Below are 16,649 nucleotides of genomic sequence, written 5' to 3'. Positions count from 1 at the left end.
CGCTCCCGATGTGCCGATCGGGGTGAACATCGGCAAGTCGAAGATCACCCCGCCCGAGCACGCAGCCGAGGACTACGCCTCCAGCGCCCGGTTGCTCGGGCCGCTGGCCGCCTACCTTGTGGTCAACGTCAGCTCCCCGAACACCCCCGGACTACGCGACCTTCAGGCTACTGAGTCGCTGCGTCCTATCCTGACCGCAGTGCTCGCCGAGACCAGCACACCGGTGCTGGTCAAGATCGCCCCCGACCTGTCCGACTCCGATGTCGACGCCGTCGCGGACCTCGCAGTCGAGCTGGGGCTGGCCGGCATCGTGGCCACCAACACCACCATCTCGCGGGCCGGTCTGCGCACCCCTGATGTCGACGAACTGGGTCCGGGCGGGGTCTCCGGACCACCGGTGGCGCAGCGCTCGCTGGAGGTGCTGCGGAGGTTGTACGGGCGGGTCGGCGTTGGGTTGGTGCTGATCGGCGTGGGCGGGATAGAGACCGCCGACGACGCCTGGGAGCGCATCACCGCGGGAGCCGCCCTGCTGCAGGGCTACACCGGCTTCGTCTACGGCGGAGGCCTGTGGGCCAAGCACATTCACGACGGTATCGCCGCGCGCCTGCACGCCGGCGGGTTCGCGTCGCTGAGCGACGCGGTCGGCTCAGCAGCGCACTGAAGCGGACTACCGCTGTTCGTAGGTGCCGTGGATGACGGCGCGGGCGATGGCGTGCATGAAGATGTTGAAGCCCAGGAACGCCGGGCTGGCGTCCTCGCTGAGATCCAGTTTCTCGACATCGAGGGCGTGCACGGCGACGAAGTACCGGTGCACACCGTGCCCGGCCGGCGGCGCGGCGCCGACGAAACGGCGGATCCCGGCGTCATTGCACAGCGTGAGCGCGTCACCGGGCAGGAGCGAGCCGTCACCGACGCCGGTGGGCAGTTCGGCCACCGTGGCCGGCAGGTTGGCCACCGCCCAGTGCCAGAAACCCGACGCCGTGGGCGCGTCCGGGTCGTACACGGTGACCGCGAAGCTGCGGGTCTCCTCCGGGAAGCCCGACCAACTCAACTGTGGTGACAGGTCTTGGCCCCCCGCACCCATGATCCCGCTGACCTGAGCCTTCTTCAGCGGCTTACCGTCGGTGATATCGGTGCTGGTGAGCGCGAAGCCGGGCAACGTGGGCAGGAAGTCATACGGGTTGTACGGAAATGCCATGGTGAATTCTCCTCGGAGTGCGCAGCGGTGGACGGGGTCAGCAATTCTTCAGGAAGTACTCGAGCACACGGGCGCCGAACTGCAGCGCATCCACCGGCACCCGTTCGTCGACGCCGTGGAACAGCGCGGCGAAGTCCAATTCCGGCGGCAGCCGCAACGGGGCGAACCCGAAACACCGGATACCAAGTTTGGCAAAGGCTTTCGCGTCCGTGCCGCCGGAAAGCATGTACGGCACGATACGAGCGTCGGGATCCTGCGCCAACAGTGCGGCGTTCATCGCATCGACGAGATCGCCGTCGAAGCTGGTCTCGTACGAAGGCAGTTCGGAAATCCATTCGCGGGTCACATCGGGGCCGAGGAGCTCGTCGATCTCGCGCTCGAAGGCCCCCTGGCGGCCGGGCAGCACCCGGCAGTCCACGACCGCTTCGGCGACGGCCGGGATGACATTGGCTTTGTAGCCGGCCTTGAGCATGGTGGGGTTCGCGGTATCACGCAGGGTCGCCCCGACAACCCGGGCGATGGGCCCGAGTTTGGCGATCGCACCGTCGAGGTCAGGCGACTCGGGATCGAAGGTGTAGCCCGTCTCCGTGCCGACCGCCGAAAGGAACTGCGCCACAGCATCCGTCACGATCAATGGGAACTGGTGGCGTCCCAGTCGCGCCACCGCCTCGGCGATGAGTGTGACCGCATTGTCATCGTGGACGAACGAGCCATGTCCGGCCCTGCCGCGTGCGGTCAGACGCATCCACAGCAGACCCTTCTCCGCGGTTTCGATCAGATACAGCCGGCGCTCACCGCCGTCTCGGCGCGGCACGGTGATGGAGAAGCCGCCGACCTCACCTATCGCCTCGCTGACGCCGTCGAACAGATCCGGCCGGTGCTCAACGAGCCAGTGCGCGCCGTACTCGCCACCGGCCTCCTCGTCGGCGACGAAGGCGAACACCAGATCGCGCGGGGGCACGATTCCGGCGCGTTTGAAGTGCCGTGCGACGGCGAGCATCATCCCGCACATATCCTTCATGTCGACCGCGCCGCGGCCCCATACGTAGCCGTCGGACACCGCGCCGGAGAACGGGTGCACGCTCCAGTCGGAGGCCTCGGCGGGCACCACGTCGAGGTGGCCGTGGATGAGCAGGGCCCCGCGCGCGGGATCTCCGGGATTGGCCGGCCGGCCGGGCAGTCGAACGAACACGTTGCCGCGGCCCGGGGCGCCGGACTCCAGGTACTCCGGTTCGTACCCGACCTCCCGGAGCTGGTCGGCTACCCAGTGGGCGCATTCGGCCTCGCCCCTGGTGGTGGCCAGCTCGCCGGTGTTCGAGGTGTCGAAACGGATCAGGGCGCTGACGAGTTCGACTACCTCGTCGTCGGGAGCTGTCACGGTTCCTTTCCTACCATTGGCGTCCTGCCATCGCCGCGGGCCAGAGGCGGATTGACGGGTCACTACCACATCCTTACCAAAAACCACATTTACAACACGCGCCACATGGGGTTCTATTTAGCGGTGATGAATCGGCTGCCTGTGGCCCCCACCATGGCGGGCGCGGCCCTCAGCCTGCTCTGCCTGACGTTGAGCGGATGCGCCGGCACCACCGCCGGGACCGCGATGCCGGCCGCGCCGCTTCCGGCGGCCACCGCCGAGACGCTATCGGACCTGCTGCTCTCGGCACCGGAGGTGGGCAGCGCGCTGGGCGCGGGCCCCCTGGTGACGACCCGCGAGGTCAGCTCGCCGTGGAATGACAGCGCACACTTCGACACCACCGACTGCCTGGCCGTCTCCGGTGCGGCACAAAAGGGCGTCTACGAGGGCACCGGCTGGACCGGTATGCGCGGTCAGGTGCTGCGTGAGCCGCCGGGCACCCCGGCCTGGTCGCACTATGCGGTGCAGGCCGTCGTGCTGTTCCCCACCGCCGCGGCCGCGGCCGATTTCTTCACCCGGTCCCAGAACAGCTGGGGAGGCTGTTCGGATCGGGAGCTGACTTACGCCCAGCAACCGGCCCCCGAGCAGGTGTGGTCGGTCGGGCCGGTGCGCACCGAGCGCGACGTACTGACGGTGTCGCGAACACAGCGCGGCCCCCAGCAGTGGTCCTGTCAGCGGGCCCTGAGTGTGCGCGGCGGCGTCGCGGTGGATGTCGAGGCCTGCAGCCTGGACGGGCCGACGACCGCGGCGGCCTCGATTGCCGGGCTTATCGACGAACGGCTGCCCTCGGCTTAGTGGCCGGCCCGCCGCCGGTTTGGGCCGACCCGCGACGATCCGATAGCCTTAGGCGCCCCTTGGTGGGCACATGTCCGAGTGGCGGAATGGCAGACGCGCTAGCTTGAGGTGCTAGTGCCCTATTAACGGGCGTGGGGGTTCAAGTCCCCCCTCGGACACTCATTTCTGTCAGGTGGGCCGCGTGCGGCCCCTGGTGCGCAGCAGGCTTGCGACCGTGGTGATCAGCAGCACGCCGCCGATCACGCTGATCGACATCCCCGTCGAGATCTCCGGGACGTCCAGGTACGCGCCGTTGTTGATGAACGGAAGCGTGTTCTTGTGCAGCGCGTGCAGGATCAGCTTGACGCCGATGAATCCCAGGATGATCGCCAGTCCGGCGGACAGATACACCAGCCGGTCCAGCAGCCCCCCGATCAGGAAGTAGAGCTGCCGAAGACCCATCAGTGCGAAGGCGTTGGCAGCGAACACGATGTACGGCTCCTCGGTGAGGCCGTAGATCGCCGGGATGGAATCGAGTGCGAACAACAGGTCGGTCAAGCCGATGGCGACCAGCGCCAGCAGCATCGGAGTGACGGCCCGCTTTCCATCCAGCCGGGTGGTGAACCTGTCACCGTCATAGCTGTCGCTGGTCGGCACGAAGCGGCGCACCAACGCGACCAGTCGGTTCTCCCGTTTCTCCTCCACCTCGCGTTCGTGGCCGCTCTCCCGGGCCAGTTTGATCGCGGTGAAGATCAAGAAGAGTCCGAAGATGTAGAAGATCCAACTGAAGGTGCCGATCGCGGCGGCGCCGACGGCGATGAACGCCGCCCGCATGATCAACGCCAGCACGATGCCGATCAGCAACAGCTTCTGCTGGTACTGCCGCGGGACCGCGAAGGAACCCATGATCACGGTGAACACGAACAGGTTGTCCACCGACAGCGCCTTCTCGGTGACGTAGCCGGCGAAGTACTCCCCGCCGTACTCCCCGCCCCAGCGCCACCAGATGAAGAGCCCGAACACCACCGCCAAAAAGATGTAGAACGCCGACCACGTGGCCGACTCCCGGAAAGTCGGTTCGTGTGGAACTCGGACGTGAGCGAAGAAATCGAAGACGAACAGACCGAGGATGACTACGCAGGTTATGACCCAGACCGAGGTGGTTACGCCCATACCCGACATTATCCCGACCCCGGAGGTGGCCGTCGGCCCCGCGGTCGCCGAACCGGCCCTGGCGTAGCGTTGTCCCGTGCCGCGCAGAGTCCTATTCCTCTACAACGATCCGACCGCACCGGCGGCACTCCTGGGCGATGCGTTCGCCGAAAACGGTTTCGAAATACATACTTTCGACGTGGTGCCGGCCCATCGAACGGGCAATCCGGTGTTCGACGTGACGTTCCCGGATTTCACCGAATACGACGCTGTCGTGCCCCTGGGGGCGCGCTGGGCGGTGTATGACCAGCGGTTGGCCGACGGGTGGGTGGGAACCGAAATCGACCTGCTACGCCGGGCGCTGGGGGCGGGTGTCGGAGTGCTCGGGGTGTGCTTCGGGGGCCAGTTGCTGGCACGCGCCCTCGGGGGTGAGGTATCGCGCTCACCGCATCCGGAGATCGGCTGGTACGAGGTGCACAGCAACAACCCGGCCCTGGTGCCGCACGGTCCGTGGTTCCAATGGCATTTCGACCGGTTCTCACTACCGCCCGGGGCGGTGGAAGTGGCCCGCAACCTTGGCACCACGCAGGCCTTCGTGCAGGGCCGGGCACTGGGGCTGCAGTTCCATCCTGAGGTGGACTACGCCGTGGTCGAGGACTGGGTGGCCGGGGACTACGAGGCGGACGGGGACGGCGGTATCGCCGCACTCGGCCTCGACGCCGCCGCGATCCGCGCCCGCACCGCCGCCGAAGTCGATGACGCGGCGCGGCGGTTACGGCTGCTGGTTCGAGGTTTCCTCGGGTTGCTCGATCAGGATCCGCAGCACGACGTCGACGGCCTCCGGTAGCGCCGAAGCCACCACCGCGCTCAGCCCTTCGCCATACCCGGTGTCGGTGACGTCGATGGTGACCACGACCACCGAGCCGGGTGCACGATCCAGTGCCCCGGCCAGTTCGTAGGTTTTCGCCAGGCTCAGTTCATGGGAGCTGTACGGCGTCGCCTCGTCGAACTCGTCGAGCGTGCACCGGCGGACCCGGCCCGGTGTTCCGCCGGCCGCCGCGTCGATGACGACGGCCGTCCCGGCACCCGCCCACGCGTCAAGGATCTGGGTCATCTCCCCCGCACAGTTCAGCACCCGGACGTCCGGCAGGAGCAGAGCGTCGACGGCGGCGGCCACCGCGGGACCGATCCCGTCGTCGCGGCGGTAGGGGTTACCCATCCCGATGACGACGGCACCCGCGCTCACCGCCGGGTGACCCGCAGGGTCAGGAAGTGGGTGGCGCACGAGATGCACGGGTCGTAGTTGCGGATGGCCCGCTCGCACATGGCGGTCAGCGCGGCATCGTCAAGATCGATCCCCGCCAGGATCACCCTGGTCAGATCGGCTTCGATGGCCGCCTGGTTCTGCGAGGTCGGCGGGACGATCAACGCCGCGGCGATCCGGCCGTCATCGTCGATCTCGTAGCGGTGATACAGCAGTCCGCGCGGCGCCTCGCTCCACCCGTGTCCGACTCCGGGTCGCGGTTCAACCTCGACATGCGGCCGCGCGGGGCGTTCGTATTCGTCGATGATCCGCAATGCCTCCTCGACGGCGTACACCGTCTCGACGGCACGAACCACAATGCTGCGGAACGGGTTTCGGCACTCGACACCCAGGCCCGCAGCCGTCGCAGCCTCCCGGGCCAACGGCGAGAGCCTGTCGTGGTTGAGGGTGTAGCGGGCCATCGGCCCGGTGAGGTGCGGGCGGCCGTCCAGGGTGGCATGCAGCGCGGTCGAGTGCCGCACATGGGTCTCGCGGACGTGATCGCTGAACTGCGCGATCGGGAACGCCGGCCCGGCACTGCGGGCCACGGTGCCGCCCTCCAGTGCGTAACGCTCACCGGTGAGCGCCAGTAGTTCGTGATCCACCTCCAGATCGGGGAAGTCGAAACCGGCGACCCAGGTGACGGTGTCCAGTGCGTGATCCAGCGCGCGGCGCAACTCCTCGCGCATCGGCGTCAGATCAGCCTTGGCGGGAACCGAGTAGAAGCCACCGACACGCACGTTGACCGGATGGATGGCCCGGCCGCCGACGACCTCCTGCAGGCGGTTACCCGCCTTCTTGAGCGCGAGTCCGCGCTCGACGGCCTCGCGGTGGTCGCGCGCGATGGTGATGACATCGGGCACGCCGAGGAAATCCGGGGCGTGCAACATGTACATGTGCAGCGAGTGGCTGTGGATCCACTCCCCGCAGTACAGCAACCGGCGCAGCGCGGTGAGTTCGGCCGGCAGCGTCACGCCGCAGGCGTCCTCGATCGCGTTACAGGCACTGGTCTGATAGGCCACCGGACAGATACCGCAGATCCGTGCGGTGATGTCCGGCGGTTCGGTATGGGCCCGGCCGCGCAGGAAAGCCTCGAAGAACCGGGGCGGTTCATAGATGTTGAGTTCGACGACTTCGGGCACACCGTCACGCAGTTCGACGTTGAGCGCGCCCTCTCCCTCGACCCGGGTCAGTGCGCTGACCCGCAGGGTGCGGGTGGAGTTGCCATTCGGACCGGTCATGTCCGGTCCCGTTCTGATCTGAACGCGGTGACGTTGAAGGTGTCGAAGACATGGTCGACGTCTGCACCCGACATCCCGTCGCGGTGCAGCAGCGGGATCATCGCGCCGATATTCGGGGTGGCCGTCGGACCGAAGCAGCCGTAGCAGCCACGGTGGTGCTTCGGGCACAGCGCACCGCAGCCGGCGTGGGTGACCGGGCCCAGGCAGGGGATGCCCTCGGCGACCGTCACGCAGGTGACCCCGGATCGCTTGCACTCGGTGCAGACGGTGGACGCCGGCAAGTGTGGTTTACGGCCGACCAGCAGTGCGGCCAGGGTGTCGAGCAACTGGCCGCGGTCGATCGGGCAGCCGCGCAACTCATAGTCGACGGTCACATGTGCCGACGCCGGCGTGGAGGTTGCCAGTGTCTGGATGTACTCGGGGTGCGCGTACACCACCGAGGTGTACTCGGCGACATCGGCGAAGTTGCGCAACGCCTGGATGCCGCCGGCGGTCGCGCAGGCGCCGATTGCCACCAGAACGCCTGACTGCTCACGGATTTCACGGATCCGCTGCTCGTCGTGCGGGGTGGTGATGGACCCTTCGACCAGTGACACGTCGTAGGGCCCGCCGACCATCGCGCTGGATGCCTCGGCGAAAGTTGAGATCTGCACCTGCTCGGCCAGGGTGAGCAGCTCGTCCTCACAGTCGAGGATGGTCAGCTGACACCCGTCGCACGATGCGAACTTCCACACCCCCAGGGTCGGCATCAGAGTTCCTCGACTTCCAGCAGCGGCCGGGCCACGTCGTAACCGACGACCGGCCCGTCCCGGCACAACAGCAGGTGCCCGAGCTGGCAGTGACCGCACCATCCGATACCGCACTGCATGTTGCGCTCGAGGGACACCCGGATATCGGCTTCGGCCATCCCCTTGGCCACCAGTGCCTGGGCGCCGAAGCGCATCATCGGCTCCGGCCCGCAGAGGAAGGCGGTGGTACGGCCGGGCTGCAGGTTCAGCTTCCGCAGTGGCTCGGTCACGAAACCCGTCTCGCCCTGCCAGCCCTGGATGGGCACGTCGACGGTGACATGGGTCTCCAGTCGCGAATCCGCTTGCCACTCCGCGATTTCCGCGGAGTAGAGGAAGTCCCGCTGTGAGCGGGCGCCGGCGATGAGCATCACCCGGCCGTAACGGTCCCGCTCGGCGAGCGCGCCGAGCAGCACCGGCCGCAGCGGCGCGAGGCCGACACCGCCTGCGACGATGACGAGATCACGGCCGGCCGCCTCCGCCAAGCCCCAACTGGTGCCGAACGGCCCGCGCACACCCAACGTCGTCCCCGGTTCGGCGGCGCAGAGCGCGGCGCTGACCGCACCCACCGACCGGATGGTGTGGGTCAGTGCGCCGTCCGGTGCGATGCCACTGGTCGAGATGGCCACTTCGCCGACGCCGAACGCGTAGAGCATCATGAACTCGCCGGGAAGCGGAACGGGCAACGCGGCGCCGAGGGGTTCCAGTTCAAGGGTCACCGAGTCGGCGTTCTCGATCGCCCTGGAGCGAACCCGGTACGGCACCGGCGCCATCGCGGAGGTCTGGGTCGGCAGTCCTGTCAGCGTGTCAGTCACCGTCACGCCCCCGCTCGAATGTCGACATCTCCTCGGTGATGTCAATCCCGGTGGGACACCACGCGATACAGCGTCCGCAGCCCACGCAACCGGAGCTTCCGAACTGGTCGTGCCAAGTGCTCAGTTTGTGGGTCAGCCAATGCCGGTAGCGCGACGGGCCGGACTGCCGGACCGGCCCCTCGTGGACGAAGGTGAAGTCCAATTCAAAGCAGGACGACCATTCCATCCAGCGTTCCGCGTGCTCGCCGGTCAGATCAGTGACATCGGAGGTGCTCGTGCAGAAGCACGTCGGGCACACCATGGTGCAGTTGCCGCATGTCAGGCACCGGCTGGCGACCTCATCCCAGTGCGGCGACTCCCGCGAATCGATGAGCAGCTGGCGCAGGTCCCCGTGCGGCATCGCCCTGCCCATCGACGACGCCGCCTCGACGACGGCTGCGACGGCCGCGCGCCGCTCGGCCGGCTCGGCGGCGCGCTGCGGGAGCGCGGCCAGCACATCGGCGCCGGCCGGGCTACCAGCCTCGGCGAGGTAACTGACCCGGTCACCGTCGACCCGCTCGGTCAGCGCCACGTCATACCCCGGACCACAGGCCGGTCCGGTGCCCATCGAGGAGCAGAAACACAGTCCACCCGGTTCGGTGCAGTTCACGCCGATGATGAAGGCACCGTCCCGCCGGGCGGTGTAGGCGCCGTCGGGATGAGCGGCACCGGCCAGCACCCGGTCCAGCACACCGATGGCGGCCAGGTCGCACCCTCGGACGCCGAGGAACGCGTAGGGCGCCTCGACCGCTTCCGGTTCGCCGGAACTCGACCACACCTTCTGGCGCTGCGGATGCAGAAACTGTTTCCAGGATTGCGGGCCGGCGGAATGCCCGAACGCCGCACGGTCACCGCGGGCGCGCAGCCGGTAGGTTCCCGGCGCGACGTCGACTCCCCAGCCGGCCGGAAGATCATCGACGCCGTCGATCTCAGCCAGCACGATGGCGTTATCCCGCAGAGTCGGACCCACCACCCGGTAGCCGCGCCGATGCAGTTCATCGACCAGGTGACGTAGGTCGTCAATCACTACCGGATCGCTGGTCCCCATACCCCTATCGTCCACCAACGACGACATCCGCGCGCGGTCACGCCGTGATTAACCGTTCACAGCACGCCCGGCGCGGGATCCCGCCCGAGTTGGTGCCCGAGCGCATCCTCGACGGTCGGCTGCCGGAACCGGTGCCCCAGCGCGCTGAGCTTGGCCGGTGACACCCGCTGGTTGGCCTCGGCGAGTTCGGTCGCACCCTGCCGGCCTAGCAGCAGCCGCGGCCCGATGGACGGAACGGGCACGAGCGCGGGCCGGCGCAGGGTGTGGGCGAGTGCGGCGGTGTACTCGGTATTGCGCACCGGATTGGGCGCTACGGCGTTGACCGGCCCGGTCAGCCGGTGATCGTAGATGGCCCGGTAGTAGACGTCCAGGAGGTCGTCGATGCCGATCCAGGACAGCCATTGCTTTCCACTGCCCAGCCGTCCCCCGAGTCCCGCGGCGAACAGCGGTCGCAGCAATCGCAGTGTTCCGCCGGCCGCGGCCTGCACGATGCCGGTGCGCACCGGCACCACCCGCAGTCCGGCCGCGGCGGCCGGGGCGGTGGCGTCTTCCCATTCGGCCACCACGTCGGCCAGGAACCCGTCGCCGCGGGGACTGTCCTCGTCGAGCACGGTGTCGCCACAGTCATAGCCGTAATAGCCGATCGCTGATGCGCTGACGAACGCGCGCAGGCCCGGGCCGGCGGCGGCCGCGAGTTCGGCGAGCCGCCGGGTCGGTTCGATCCGGGAATCCCGGATTGCCCGGCGATGCGATTCGGTGAAACGGCCGGCGATCGACTCCCCTGCCAGGTGTACGACGACATCGACGCCATCAAGCAGATCGACCGCGGGATGGTCAGGGTCCCAACGTCTTTCGTCGCCATGGACCGGATCGTGCCGGATCAGTCTGATCACCCGGTGGCCGCCGGTGGACAGGAAAGCCGACAGTGCAGTGCCGACCAGTCCGGAAGATCCGGTGACGGCGATGGTCAGTCGGCCGGCCCCTGCTCGGGCTGCGTCGGAGTGGGCGGCGAGATCCTCGGCGAGTTGGCGGTGCCGGTAGGCAAATGTCGAGCGCAGTGCGAACCCCGGCACGGTGGTGTCGACGATGTCGTGCACACGGGTCGTTCCGGAGCCGGTCGGACCGGGTCCTGCATCGCTGTAGCGGTGGGTGTGCCGCCACCAGCCGATCACCCGCGGCGGCAGCGTCATCAGTCCGTCCACACCACCCGAGTTGGACAGCACGTCGACGAACTGGTTCGGCGGGTCATAACCGGCCGGGTCGTGTTGGGCGATCCAGCGCAGGCCGCCGGGCAGACCGAGGATCGCCTGGCCGTCGGCCAGCGATTCGGTTTCCCTGACCACCTTCATCGGCTGCCACGGCGGCACCAGCCGTCGCATCGCGCCGGCGCGGGTGTGCCAGGCGAAGACCTCGTCGAGCGGATGACTGACGATGCTCGCGTACTGGATACCCATGAACCCATCGTGCCCCAGCCGGGCCCGGGGTCAGCTGCCGGACTGCTCCCCGGACTCCCCGAGGGCTTCTTCATCGGCCGCCTCAGCGGCCTCGGCATCGACGTCGACGACGGTGTGCAGCGCCGACTCCTCCGCCGATTCCGGGTACTCCGGCTCATCGTCGCTGTAGGTGTCGTGGTCCGGTTCGTCGTGGACGAGTTCCTCGGGGTGGTCTTCCTCGGCGATTTCCTCCGCGAGAGGATCATCGGCCTCGATCGCCGCGTCGGCATCCTCCTCGAAGACCTCTTCCTCGAAGGTGTCTTCCTCGAAGGCCTCCTCGGCGGCGACCGCACCGGCGGTGCGCTGGATCCGCTTGACCTGACGTTCACGGACGGCGTCGACAATCAACAGGATCACCCCCAGTGAGCTGGCGGCGATACACACCCAGGCGATCACTTCATTGCTGGTGACCACCGCGGTCACCAGCGCGGCAAGCCCGATCACCGCGAGCACCAATGCAACGATCAGCATTGCGTGACCTCCTGCCGCGACACCCTCGGGCTGCCGCCTTCGGACTTAGTTGTAACCGGCGTCGCCGGAGTCGGCCGGAGCGGCCGAACCGCGCTGGCCCAACTCCTCGAGCTGGGACTCCAGGTAGGTCTTCAACCGGGTGCGGTACTCACGCTCGAAGGTGCGCAGCTGCTCGAGCCGGCCCTCCAGCACAGTGCGCTGCTGGTTGATGGCGGTCATGACCTCGGAGTGCTTGCGCTCAGCATCGGACTGCAGGAAATCAGCCTTCTCGTGGGCCTGCCGCAGCTGATTCTCCGAACGGCTCTGGGCGTCGGCGAGCATGGCGTCGGCACGCTGCCGGGCATCGTTGACCGTGTTCTCAGCCGTCTCGCGCGCTTCGGACACGATCTGCTCGGCGTTGGCCGCAGCGTCGGAGACCAGCTTGTCGGCCTCGGCGCGAGCGGTGGAGGTCAACCGGTCGGCGGTGTCCTGCGCCAGGCTCAGCACCCGGGCGGCCTTGATGGCCTGCTCCTCGTTGAAGGCGGTGTTGGGCTCCTCGATCACCGCCGCTACGGGCTCGGGGGCACGGAACGGGATGACCTCTGCCTGAACGGAGCCGTCGCCGGATCGACCGGAGGCCAGCTCGGAGTCCAGCTCGCTCACCCGCTGACGCAGGTCGGCGTTCTCCTCGACCAGCCGGGACAGCTCGGTCTCGACCAGATCCAGGAAGGCGTCGACCTCGTCTTCGTTGTAGCCGCGCTTGCCGATGGGCGGCTTGCTGAACGCGACATTGTGCACGTCGGCCGGTGTCAGTGGCATCGTGTGCCCCTTCCGATCTGGGACTGTGGAAAAACCCGAGTCATGAGTGTAGAACGCTCCGGACGTTCACCGTTGCGTACTGTAACTGGCGTCCATCCTGTCACACCAGACCCGCCGGTTGCAGCCGAGCCGCAGATTTGGACTGAAATCCCGGGTCAGAGTGCCGCGCCGGCGGCCGCGTTGAACGCCAGCTGCATACCGATGAAGGCCAGCAGCAGCAGCACCATGATCGAGAAGTCCAGCCGCACCGCACCAATCGTGAGCTGGGGGATTATCCGTCGCAGCAGCTTCACCGGGGGGTCGGTGAGGGTCATGATCGACTCCAGGATCACCACGGTGAACCCGCGCGGATGCCAGTCACGACTGAACGAGCGAATGAACTCGACGACGATCCGTGCGATGAGCAGCAGCCAGAACAGGAAGAGCGCGAAGCCGACGATGGAGAACAACAGCGCCAACTAAAGCCGGTCCTTGCCTTGGGGGAACGCCGCGTTTCGCGACGCTCGGCCAGCCTACTGGTAGCTGTAGAAACCCGCCTCCGCGATCCGGCGGCGCTCCTCGGCGCTGACGTCGACATCGGCCGGCGCCAGCAGGAACACCTTGGTGGCGACCTTGTCGAACGATCCGCGCAGCGCGAAGGCCAGGCCGGCCGCGAAGTCGACCAGTCGTTTCGCGTCGGCGTTGTCCATCGAGACCAGGTCCATGATCACCGGCTGGCCGTCGCGGAACCGCTCGCCGATGGTGCGCGCCTCGCTGTAATCCTTGGGGCGCAGGGTGGTGATCTTCGACAGCGGGCTGCCCTCCTCGAAGAGCATGGCCATCCGGCGCGGGTCCATGGCCAGCGCGCCACGGGTCGCGCCGCGCAACGGGGCGTAGCGGGAACGCGGCATCTCGCGGTCGAACTCACGGGACCGGAAGCGCGCGTCGTCGCCATAGCCGGCGGCCCGGAAACCGCCGGTCGGCGCGTAGTCGCCGTCGCGGTCGTCGTAGTCCCCACCCATGCGGGGATCGTGGTCCTCGTAGCGGCCGCCGCGCTCGTAGTCGTCCTCGGCGAAGCGATCCGCCCGGCGCCCGAACCGGCCACGACCGCCGTCGCGGTCGTCCTCGTAGTACTCATCCTCGTAGTCATCCATCGGCGCCATGCCGAAGTACGCCTTGACCTTGTGCAGAGTGCTCATCCGCGTGACCCTTCTGGAGCTGAACTTCGGTGTCGGTGATGCTTGGTGTTCGTGATGGAAGTGTGACTGAAGTGACGATTTAGGGAGACGTTAAAGGACGTTGACCCATAAGCGCCGTACCGACACGCACACACGTGGATCCGTGTCGCACCGCCGCTTCAAGGTCTTGCGACATCCCCGCCGACAGTTCGGTGACGCCAGGGTGGTCCCTCGCGACCCGACACCGCTCCCGCTCCAGTGCGGCGAACGCCTCATCGGGGTCGGCACCCAGTGGCGCGACAGCCATCAGTCCGACCAGTTGCAGTCCCCCGGCGCCGGCCACCAATCCGCAGATCCGGTCGACTTCCCGCGGATCGCCGATATCCACTCCGCCGCGGTCGGTGTCGCCGTCGAGGCTGATCTGGACGAACGCCCGCAGCGGCCGGCTGCGCGCGCCCTCGGCGATGGCATCGGCGACCGCGGCGTCGAGCGCCGCGACCACTTTCGCGGTGCTCACCGAGTGCACGGTGTCCGCCCAGGCTGCGATGTTCTTGGCCTTGTTGCGCTGCAGCCGCCCCACCATGTGCCAGTGCACCGGCCGGTCCTCGGTCGCCGGTTCGACGATGGTGTGGAATTCGGCGATCTTGGCGACGGCCTCCTGGGACCGGGATTCGCCGAACTGACGACAGCCCAGTCGCCACAGGATGGCGACATCGGTGGCCGGGAAGAATTTCGTCACCGGCAGCAAAGTGATGTCCTCGACCGGGCGTCCGGCCGCCTCTGCCGCTCGCGCCAACCGTCCCCGCAGGGCCGCCAGCGCAGACGTCAGGTCGGCCAGCCGGTCGGTGGAGACGTTCATTGCATCCACACCAGTGATGCGAGCCTGCCGGTTGGCGCGTCGCGCCGGTGACTGAACAACGCCTCGTCCTCGACGGTGCACCGCGGGTCGATGTCGATGGCGCGCACCCCCGCCTCGGCCAGCTGGCGGGCCAGCCCGGCCCGCAGATCCAGCGCGGGTGTGCCGCGCGAGGATGTGGTGCGGCTGCCTGGCAGCCGGGCCTCGACGTCGGCGGCCATCTCCTCGGGGACTGCGTAATTCGGCCCACTCACCGCGGGACCGAGCAGCACCGAGACGTCCTCGACCCGGGCGCCGGCAGCCACCATCGCCTCCAGCGTGCGCAATGCGATCCCGCCGGCCGCTCCGACCCGGCCGGCATGCGCGGCGCCGACCACCCCGGCCCGCGCATCGGACATCAGGACCGGCACACAGTCGGCGGTGATAACCGCGAGCGCAATTCGCGGAGTCGCCGTCACCAGGGCGTCGGTGTCATCGAAGGCGCACTCGCACGGTCCGTCAACGATTTCGACGTGGTCGCCGTGCACCTGGTTCATCCACACCACGTGATCGGGAGGCAGGCCTATCGACGACGCCAGCCGGACCCGATTGGCGGCCACCGCGGCCGGGTCGTCGCCGACATGATCGCCGAGGTTGAAGGTGTCGAACGGCGGAGCGGACGCGCCGCCGGCCCGTGTCGTGGTGACGCGGCGTATCCGCACGGTCACGGTCGTGGGCCGGGAGCCGGGCTCAGTCGTCCGGCTCAGTGCCGCATGAACGGCGGGACGTCGACATCGTCGTCGTCGTCGCCGAACGGCGTGGAGCCGTTGGTGTGCGCCGCGACCTTCACCGGCTCCATGGACTCGATCGGCTGGAACAGCGAGGAGGTCAGCTGGCCGGCCGCCGCCGCGGCGATGGGAGATCCGCCCGGGGTGGCCACCTTGCCGGCCGCGGCGTCGCCGACGACGATCGGCTTGCGGTTGGCGCCACTGGCATCGAAGCCGGCGGCGATCACCGTGACGCGCACCTCGTCACCGAGTGAGTCGTCGATGACGGTGCCGAAGATGATGTTGGCCTCCGGATGAGCCGAGTCCTGCACCAGTGAGGCGGCCTCGTTGATCTCGAAGAGCCCGAGGTCACTACCACCGGCGATCGACATCAGCACGCCCTGGGCGCCTTCCATCGAGGCCTCCAGCAGCGGGGAGTTGATGGCGATCTCCGCGGCCTTGAGCGCGCGGCCCTCACCGCGGGAGGAGCCGATGCCCATCAGGGCCGTGCCCGCCCCGCTCATGATGCCCTTCACGTCAGCGAAGTCGACGTTGATCAGGCCGGGGGTGGTGATCAGATCGGTGATGCCCTGAACACCGTTGAGCAGGACCTCGTCGGCGCTGCGGAAGGCGTCCATCAGCGAGACACCGGCGTCACCCATCTGCAGCAGCCGGTCGTTCGGGATGACGATCAGGGTGTCGCAGCTCTCCCGCAGCGAGGTGATGCCGTTCTCGGCCTGGCCCGACCGTCGCTTGCCCTCGAAGGAGAACGGCCGGGTGACCACACCCACGGTCAGCGCGCCCAGCTTGCGGGCGATATTGGCCACAACCGGCGCTCCGCCGGTACCGGTGCCGCCACCCTCGCCGGCGGTCACGAACACCATGTCGGCGCCGCGCAGCAGCTCCTCGATCTCGTCCTTGGCGTCCTCGGCAGCCTTACGGCCGACCTCCGGGTCGGCGCCGGCGCCCAGCCCGCGGGTGGAGTCGCGGCCGACGTCGAGCTTGACGTCGGCATCGCTCATCAACAGCGCCTGGGCGTCAGTGTTGATGGCGATGAACTCCACGCCCTTGAGTCCCTGTTCGATCATCCGGTTGACGGCGTTGACGCCGCCGCCGCCGATACCGACGACCTTGATGACTGCGAGGTAGTTGTGCGGTGGGGTCATCGCGATTTTCCTCCGGTGGTGGGGCCTTGACCTTGGGCGATCTTCCCGATGTAAACCCTCAACCTCAACCAGAGGCTTAGAGTTATGTCAGGTTGGCCGCTTGGTCGCAACCGTAGGACCGGGGTGGGTTGGGATCGGGGAGGCGCGCCCGCGTGTCGCTGATGAAATTTCGCCGCTCCAGCCGGACGGC

General features: G+C 68.0%; 18 protein-coding genes, 1 tRNA gene and 1 pseudogene. 4 read left to right on the top strand and 16 right to left on the bottom strand.

Annotated elements, in window-relative coordinates; all coding sequences use genetic code 11:
* On the top strand, positions 1-661 hold a 661-nt coding region (pyrD, locus tag ACR2JI_RS06750), incomplete at its 5' end, for a dihydroorotate dehydrogenase (quinone) (protein ID WP_526389306.1).
* Positions 662-667: 6 nt separating this feature from the next.
* Here the strand turns inward: pyrD and ACR2JI_RS06745 are convergent.
* Together ACR2JI_RS06745 and ACR2JI_RS06740 are read right to left on the bottom strand one after the other, a co-directional pair.
* Positions 668-1,198: a YbhB/YbcL family Raf kinase inhibitor-like protein gene (locus tag ACR2JI_RS06745; protein WP_526389305.1), complete on the bottom strand. Its 531-nt coding sequence runs from the start codon at positions 1,196-1,198 to the stop codon at positions 668-670.
* 37 nt (positions 1,199-1,235) lie between these two features.
* Complete coding sequence (locus ACR2JI_RS06740) at positions 1,236-2,576, bottom strand: M20/M25/M40 family metallo-hydrolase (protein ID WP_526389304.1); 1,341 nt, start codon at positions 2,574-2,576, stop codon at positions 1,236-1,238.
* Positions 2,577-2,702: 126 nt separating this feature from the next.
* Between ACR2JI_RS06740 and ACR2JI_RS06735 the strand changes: the two genes are divergently transcribed.
* Together ACR2JI_RS06735 and ACR2JI_RS06730 are read left to right on the top strand one after the other, a co-directional pair.
* The gene (locus ACR2JI_RS06735; RefSeq protein ID WP_526389303.1) at positions 2,703-3,410 is read left to right on the top strand and encodes a sensor domain-containing protein; all 708 of its coding nucleotides are present in this window, start codon (positions 2,703-2,705) and stop codon (positions 3,408-3,410) included.
* A gap of 72 nt (positions 3,411-3,482) precedes the next feature.
* Positions 3,483-3,568: transfer RNA gene (locus tag ACR2JI_RS06730), tRNA-Leu, on the top strand.
* 10 nt (positions 3,569-3,578) lie between these two features.
* Here ACR2JI_RS06730 and ACR2JI_RS06725 read toward each other — a convergent pair.
* On the bottom strand, positions 3,579-4,562 hold the full coding sequence (locus ACR2JI_RS06725; RefSeq protein ID WP_526389302.1) for a TerC family protein: 984 nt from the start codon (positions 4,560-4,562) through the stop codon (positions 3,579-3,581).
* A 76-nt stretch (positions 4,563-4,638) separates the two neighbouring features.
* Here ACR2JI_RS06725 and ACR2JI_RS06720 point away from each other — a divergent pair, with 76 nt between their 5' ends.
* Positions 4,639-5,388, top strand: a complete 750-nt coding sequence (locus ACR2JI_RS06720) for a type 1 glutamine amidotransferase (RefSeq protein ID WP_526389301.1) — start codon at positions 4,639-4,641, stop codon at positions 5,386-5,388.
* Here the strand turns inward: ACR2JI_RS06720 and ACR2JI_RS06715 are convergent.
* From ACR2JI_RS06715 to ftsZ, 13 genes and pseudogenes are all read right to left on the bottom strand, one after another.
* Positions 5,314-5,787 (bottom strand): hydrogenase maturation protease, encoded by a 474-nt coding sequence (locus tag ACR2JI_RS06715; RefSeq protein ID WP_526389300.1) that lies wholly within the window; start codon positions 5,785-5,787, stop codon positions 5,314-5,316. The two genes, ACR2JI_RS06720 and ACR2JI_RS06715, sit on opposite strands and share 75 nt — an antisense overlap.
* Positions 5,784-7,085, bottom strand: a complete 1,302-nt coding sequence (locus ACR2JI_RS06710) for a Ni/Fe hydrogenase subunit alpha (protein ID WP_526389298.1) — start codon at positions 7,083-7,085, stop codon at positions 5,784-5,786. Before ACR2JI_RS06710 ends, ACR2JI_RS06715 begins: the two co-directional genes overlap by 4 nt.
* Complete coding sequence (locus ACR2JI_RS06705; RefSeq protein ID WP_526389296.1) at positions 7,082-7,834, bottom strand: NADH-quinone oxidoreductase subunit B family protein; 753 nt, start codon at positions 7,832-7,834, stop codon at positions 7,082-7,084. The genes ACR2JI_RS06710 and ACR2JI_RS06705 overlap by 4 nt, the downstream gene beginning before the upstream one ends.
* The gene (locus tag ACR2JI_RS06700) at positions 7,834-8,643 is read right to left on the bottom strand and encodes an FAD/NAD(P)-binding protein (protein ID WP_526389311.1); all 810 of its coding nucleotides are present in this window, start codon (positions 8,641-8,643) and stop codon (positions 7,834-7,836) included. Before ACR2JI_RS06700 ends, ACR2JI_RS06705 begins: the two co-directional genes overlap by 1 nt.
* 34 nt (positions 8,644-8,677) lie before the next feature.
* On the bottom strand, positions 8,678-9,772 hold the full coding sequence (locus tag ACR2JI_RS06695) for a 4Fe-4S dicluster domain-containing protein (protein ID WP_526389294.1): 1,095 nt from the start codon (positions 9,770-9,772) through the stop codon (positions 8,678-8,680).
* A gap of 56 nt (positions 9,773-9,828) precedes the next feature.
* Positions 9,829-11,226: a TIGR01777 family oxidoreductase gene (locus ACR2JI_RS06690; protein WP_526389292.1), complete on the bottom strand. Its 1,398-nt coding sequence runs from the start codon at positions 11,224-11,226 to the stop codon at positions 9,829-9,831.
* A gap of 353 nt (positions 11,227-11,579) precedes the next feature.
* Positions 11,580-11,736: pseudogene (locus tag ACR2JI_RS06685) on the bottom strand (hypothetical protein); the annotation flags it as partial.
* 45 nt (positions 11,737-11,781) lie between these two features.
* Positions 11,782-12,534: a DivIVA-like cell division protein Wag31 gene (gene wag31 / locus ACR2JI_RS06680; protein WP_526389290.1), complete on the bottom strand. Its 753-nt coding sequence runs from the start codon at positions 12,532-12,534 to the stop codon at positions 11,782-11,784.
* A 155-nt stretch (positions 12,535-12,689) separates the two neighbouring features.
* Positions 12,690-12,992 (bottom strand): YggT family protein, encoded by a 303-nt coding sequence (locus ACR2JI_RS06675; RefSeq protein ID WP_526389288.1) that lies wholly within the window; start codon positions 12,990-12,992, stop codon positions 12,690-12,692.
* A gap of 54 nt (positions 12,993-13,046) precedes the next feature.
* The gene (locus ACR2JI_RS06670; RefSeq protein ID WP_526389286.1) at positions 13,047-13,712 is read right to left on the bottom strand and encodes a cell division protein SepF; all 666 of its coding nucleotides are present in this window, start codon (positions 13,710-13,712) and stop codon (positions 13,047-13,049) included.
* Between the two features lie 79 nt (positions 13,713-13,791).
* Positions 13,792-14,550: a YggS family pyridoxal phosphate-dependent enzyme gene (locus ACR2JI_RS06665; RefSeq protein ID WP_526389310.1), complete on the bottom strand. Its 759-nt coding sequence runs from the start codon at positions 14,548-14,550 to the stop codon at positions 13,792-13,794.
* On the bottom strand, positions 14,547-15,254 hold the full coding sequence (gene pgeF, locus ACR2JI_RS06660; RefSeq protein WP_526389284.1) for a peptidoglycan editing factor PgeF: 708 nt from the start codon (positions 15,252-15,254) through the stop codon (positions 14,547-14,549). The genes ACR2JI_RS06665 and pgeF overlap by 4 nt, the downstream gene beginning before the upstream one ends.
* Before the next feature lie 35 nt (positions 15,255-15,289).
* A complete protein-coding gene (gene ftsZ / locus ACR2JI_RS06655; protein WP_526389282.1) occupies positions 15,290-16,459 on the bottom strand; it encodes a cell division protein FtsZ in 1,170 nt (389 codons plus the stop codon).
* Positions 16,460-16,649 lie beyond the last annotated feature (190 nt).

Origin of the sequence: Mycobacterium sp. (assembly GCF_051006775.1) — a bacterium.
Taxonomy (GTDB): Bacteria; Actinomycetota; Actinomycetes; order Mycobacteriales; family Mycobacteriaceae; genus Mycobacterium.
This window is presented reverse-complemented; position numbering and strand designations above follow the sequence as displayed.

Coding starts and splice junctions, on each gene's coding strand:
- ACR2JI_RS06665 (WP_526389310.1), bottom strand. CDS start 14,550: ATGAACGTCTCCACCGACCGGCTGGCCGACCTGACGTCTGCGCTGGCG.
- ACR2JI_RS06745 (WP_526389305.1), bottom strand. CDS start 1,198: ATGGCATTTCCGTACAACCCGTATGACTTCCTGCCCACGTTGCCCGGC.
- ACR2JI_RS06670 (WP_526389286.1), bottom strand. CDS start 13,712: ATGAGCACTCTGCACAAGGTCAAGGCGTACTTCGGCATGGCGCCGATG.
- ACR2JI_RS06725 (WP_526389302.1), bottom strand. CDS start 4,562: ATGGGCGTAACCACCTCGGTCTGGGTCATAACCTGCGTAGTCATCCTC.
- ACR2JI_RS06705 (WP_526389296.1), bottom strand. CDS start 7,834: ATGCCGACCCTGGGGGTGTGGAAGTTCGCATCGTGCGACGGGTGTCAG.
- wag31 (WP_526389290.1), bottom strand. CDS start 12,534: ATGCCACTGACACCGGCCGACGTGCACAATGTCGCGTTCAGCAAGCCG.
- ACR2JI_RS06700 (WP_526389311.1), bottom strand. CDS start 8,643: ATGGCGCCGGTGCCGTACCGGGTTCGCTCCAGGGCGATCGAGAACGCC.
- ACR2JI_RS06695 (WP_526389294.1), bottom strand. CDS start 9,772: ATGGGGACCAGCGATCCGGTAGTGATTGACGACCTACGTCACCTGGTC.
- ftsZ (WP_526389282.1), bottom strand. CDS start 16,459: ATGACCCCACCGCACAACTACCTCGCAGTCATCAAGGTCGTCGGTATC.
- ACR2JI_RS06710 (WP_526389298.1), bottom strand. CDS start 7,085: ATGACCGGTCCGAATGGCAACTCCACCCGCACCCTGCGGGTCAGCGCA.
- ACR2JI_RS06735 (WP_526389303.1), top strand. CDS start 2,703: ATGAATCGGCTGCCTGTGGCCCCCACCATGGCGGGCGCGGCCCTCAGC.
- ACR2JI_RS06690 (WP_526389292.1), bottom strand. CDS start 11,226: ATGGGTATCCAGTACGCGAGCATCGTCAGTCATCCGCTCGACGAGGTC.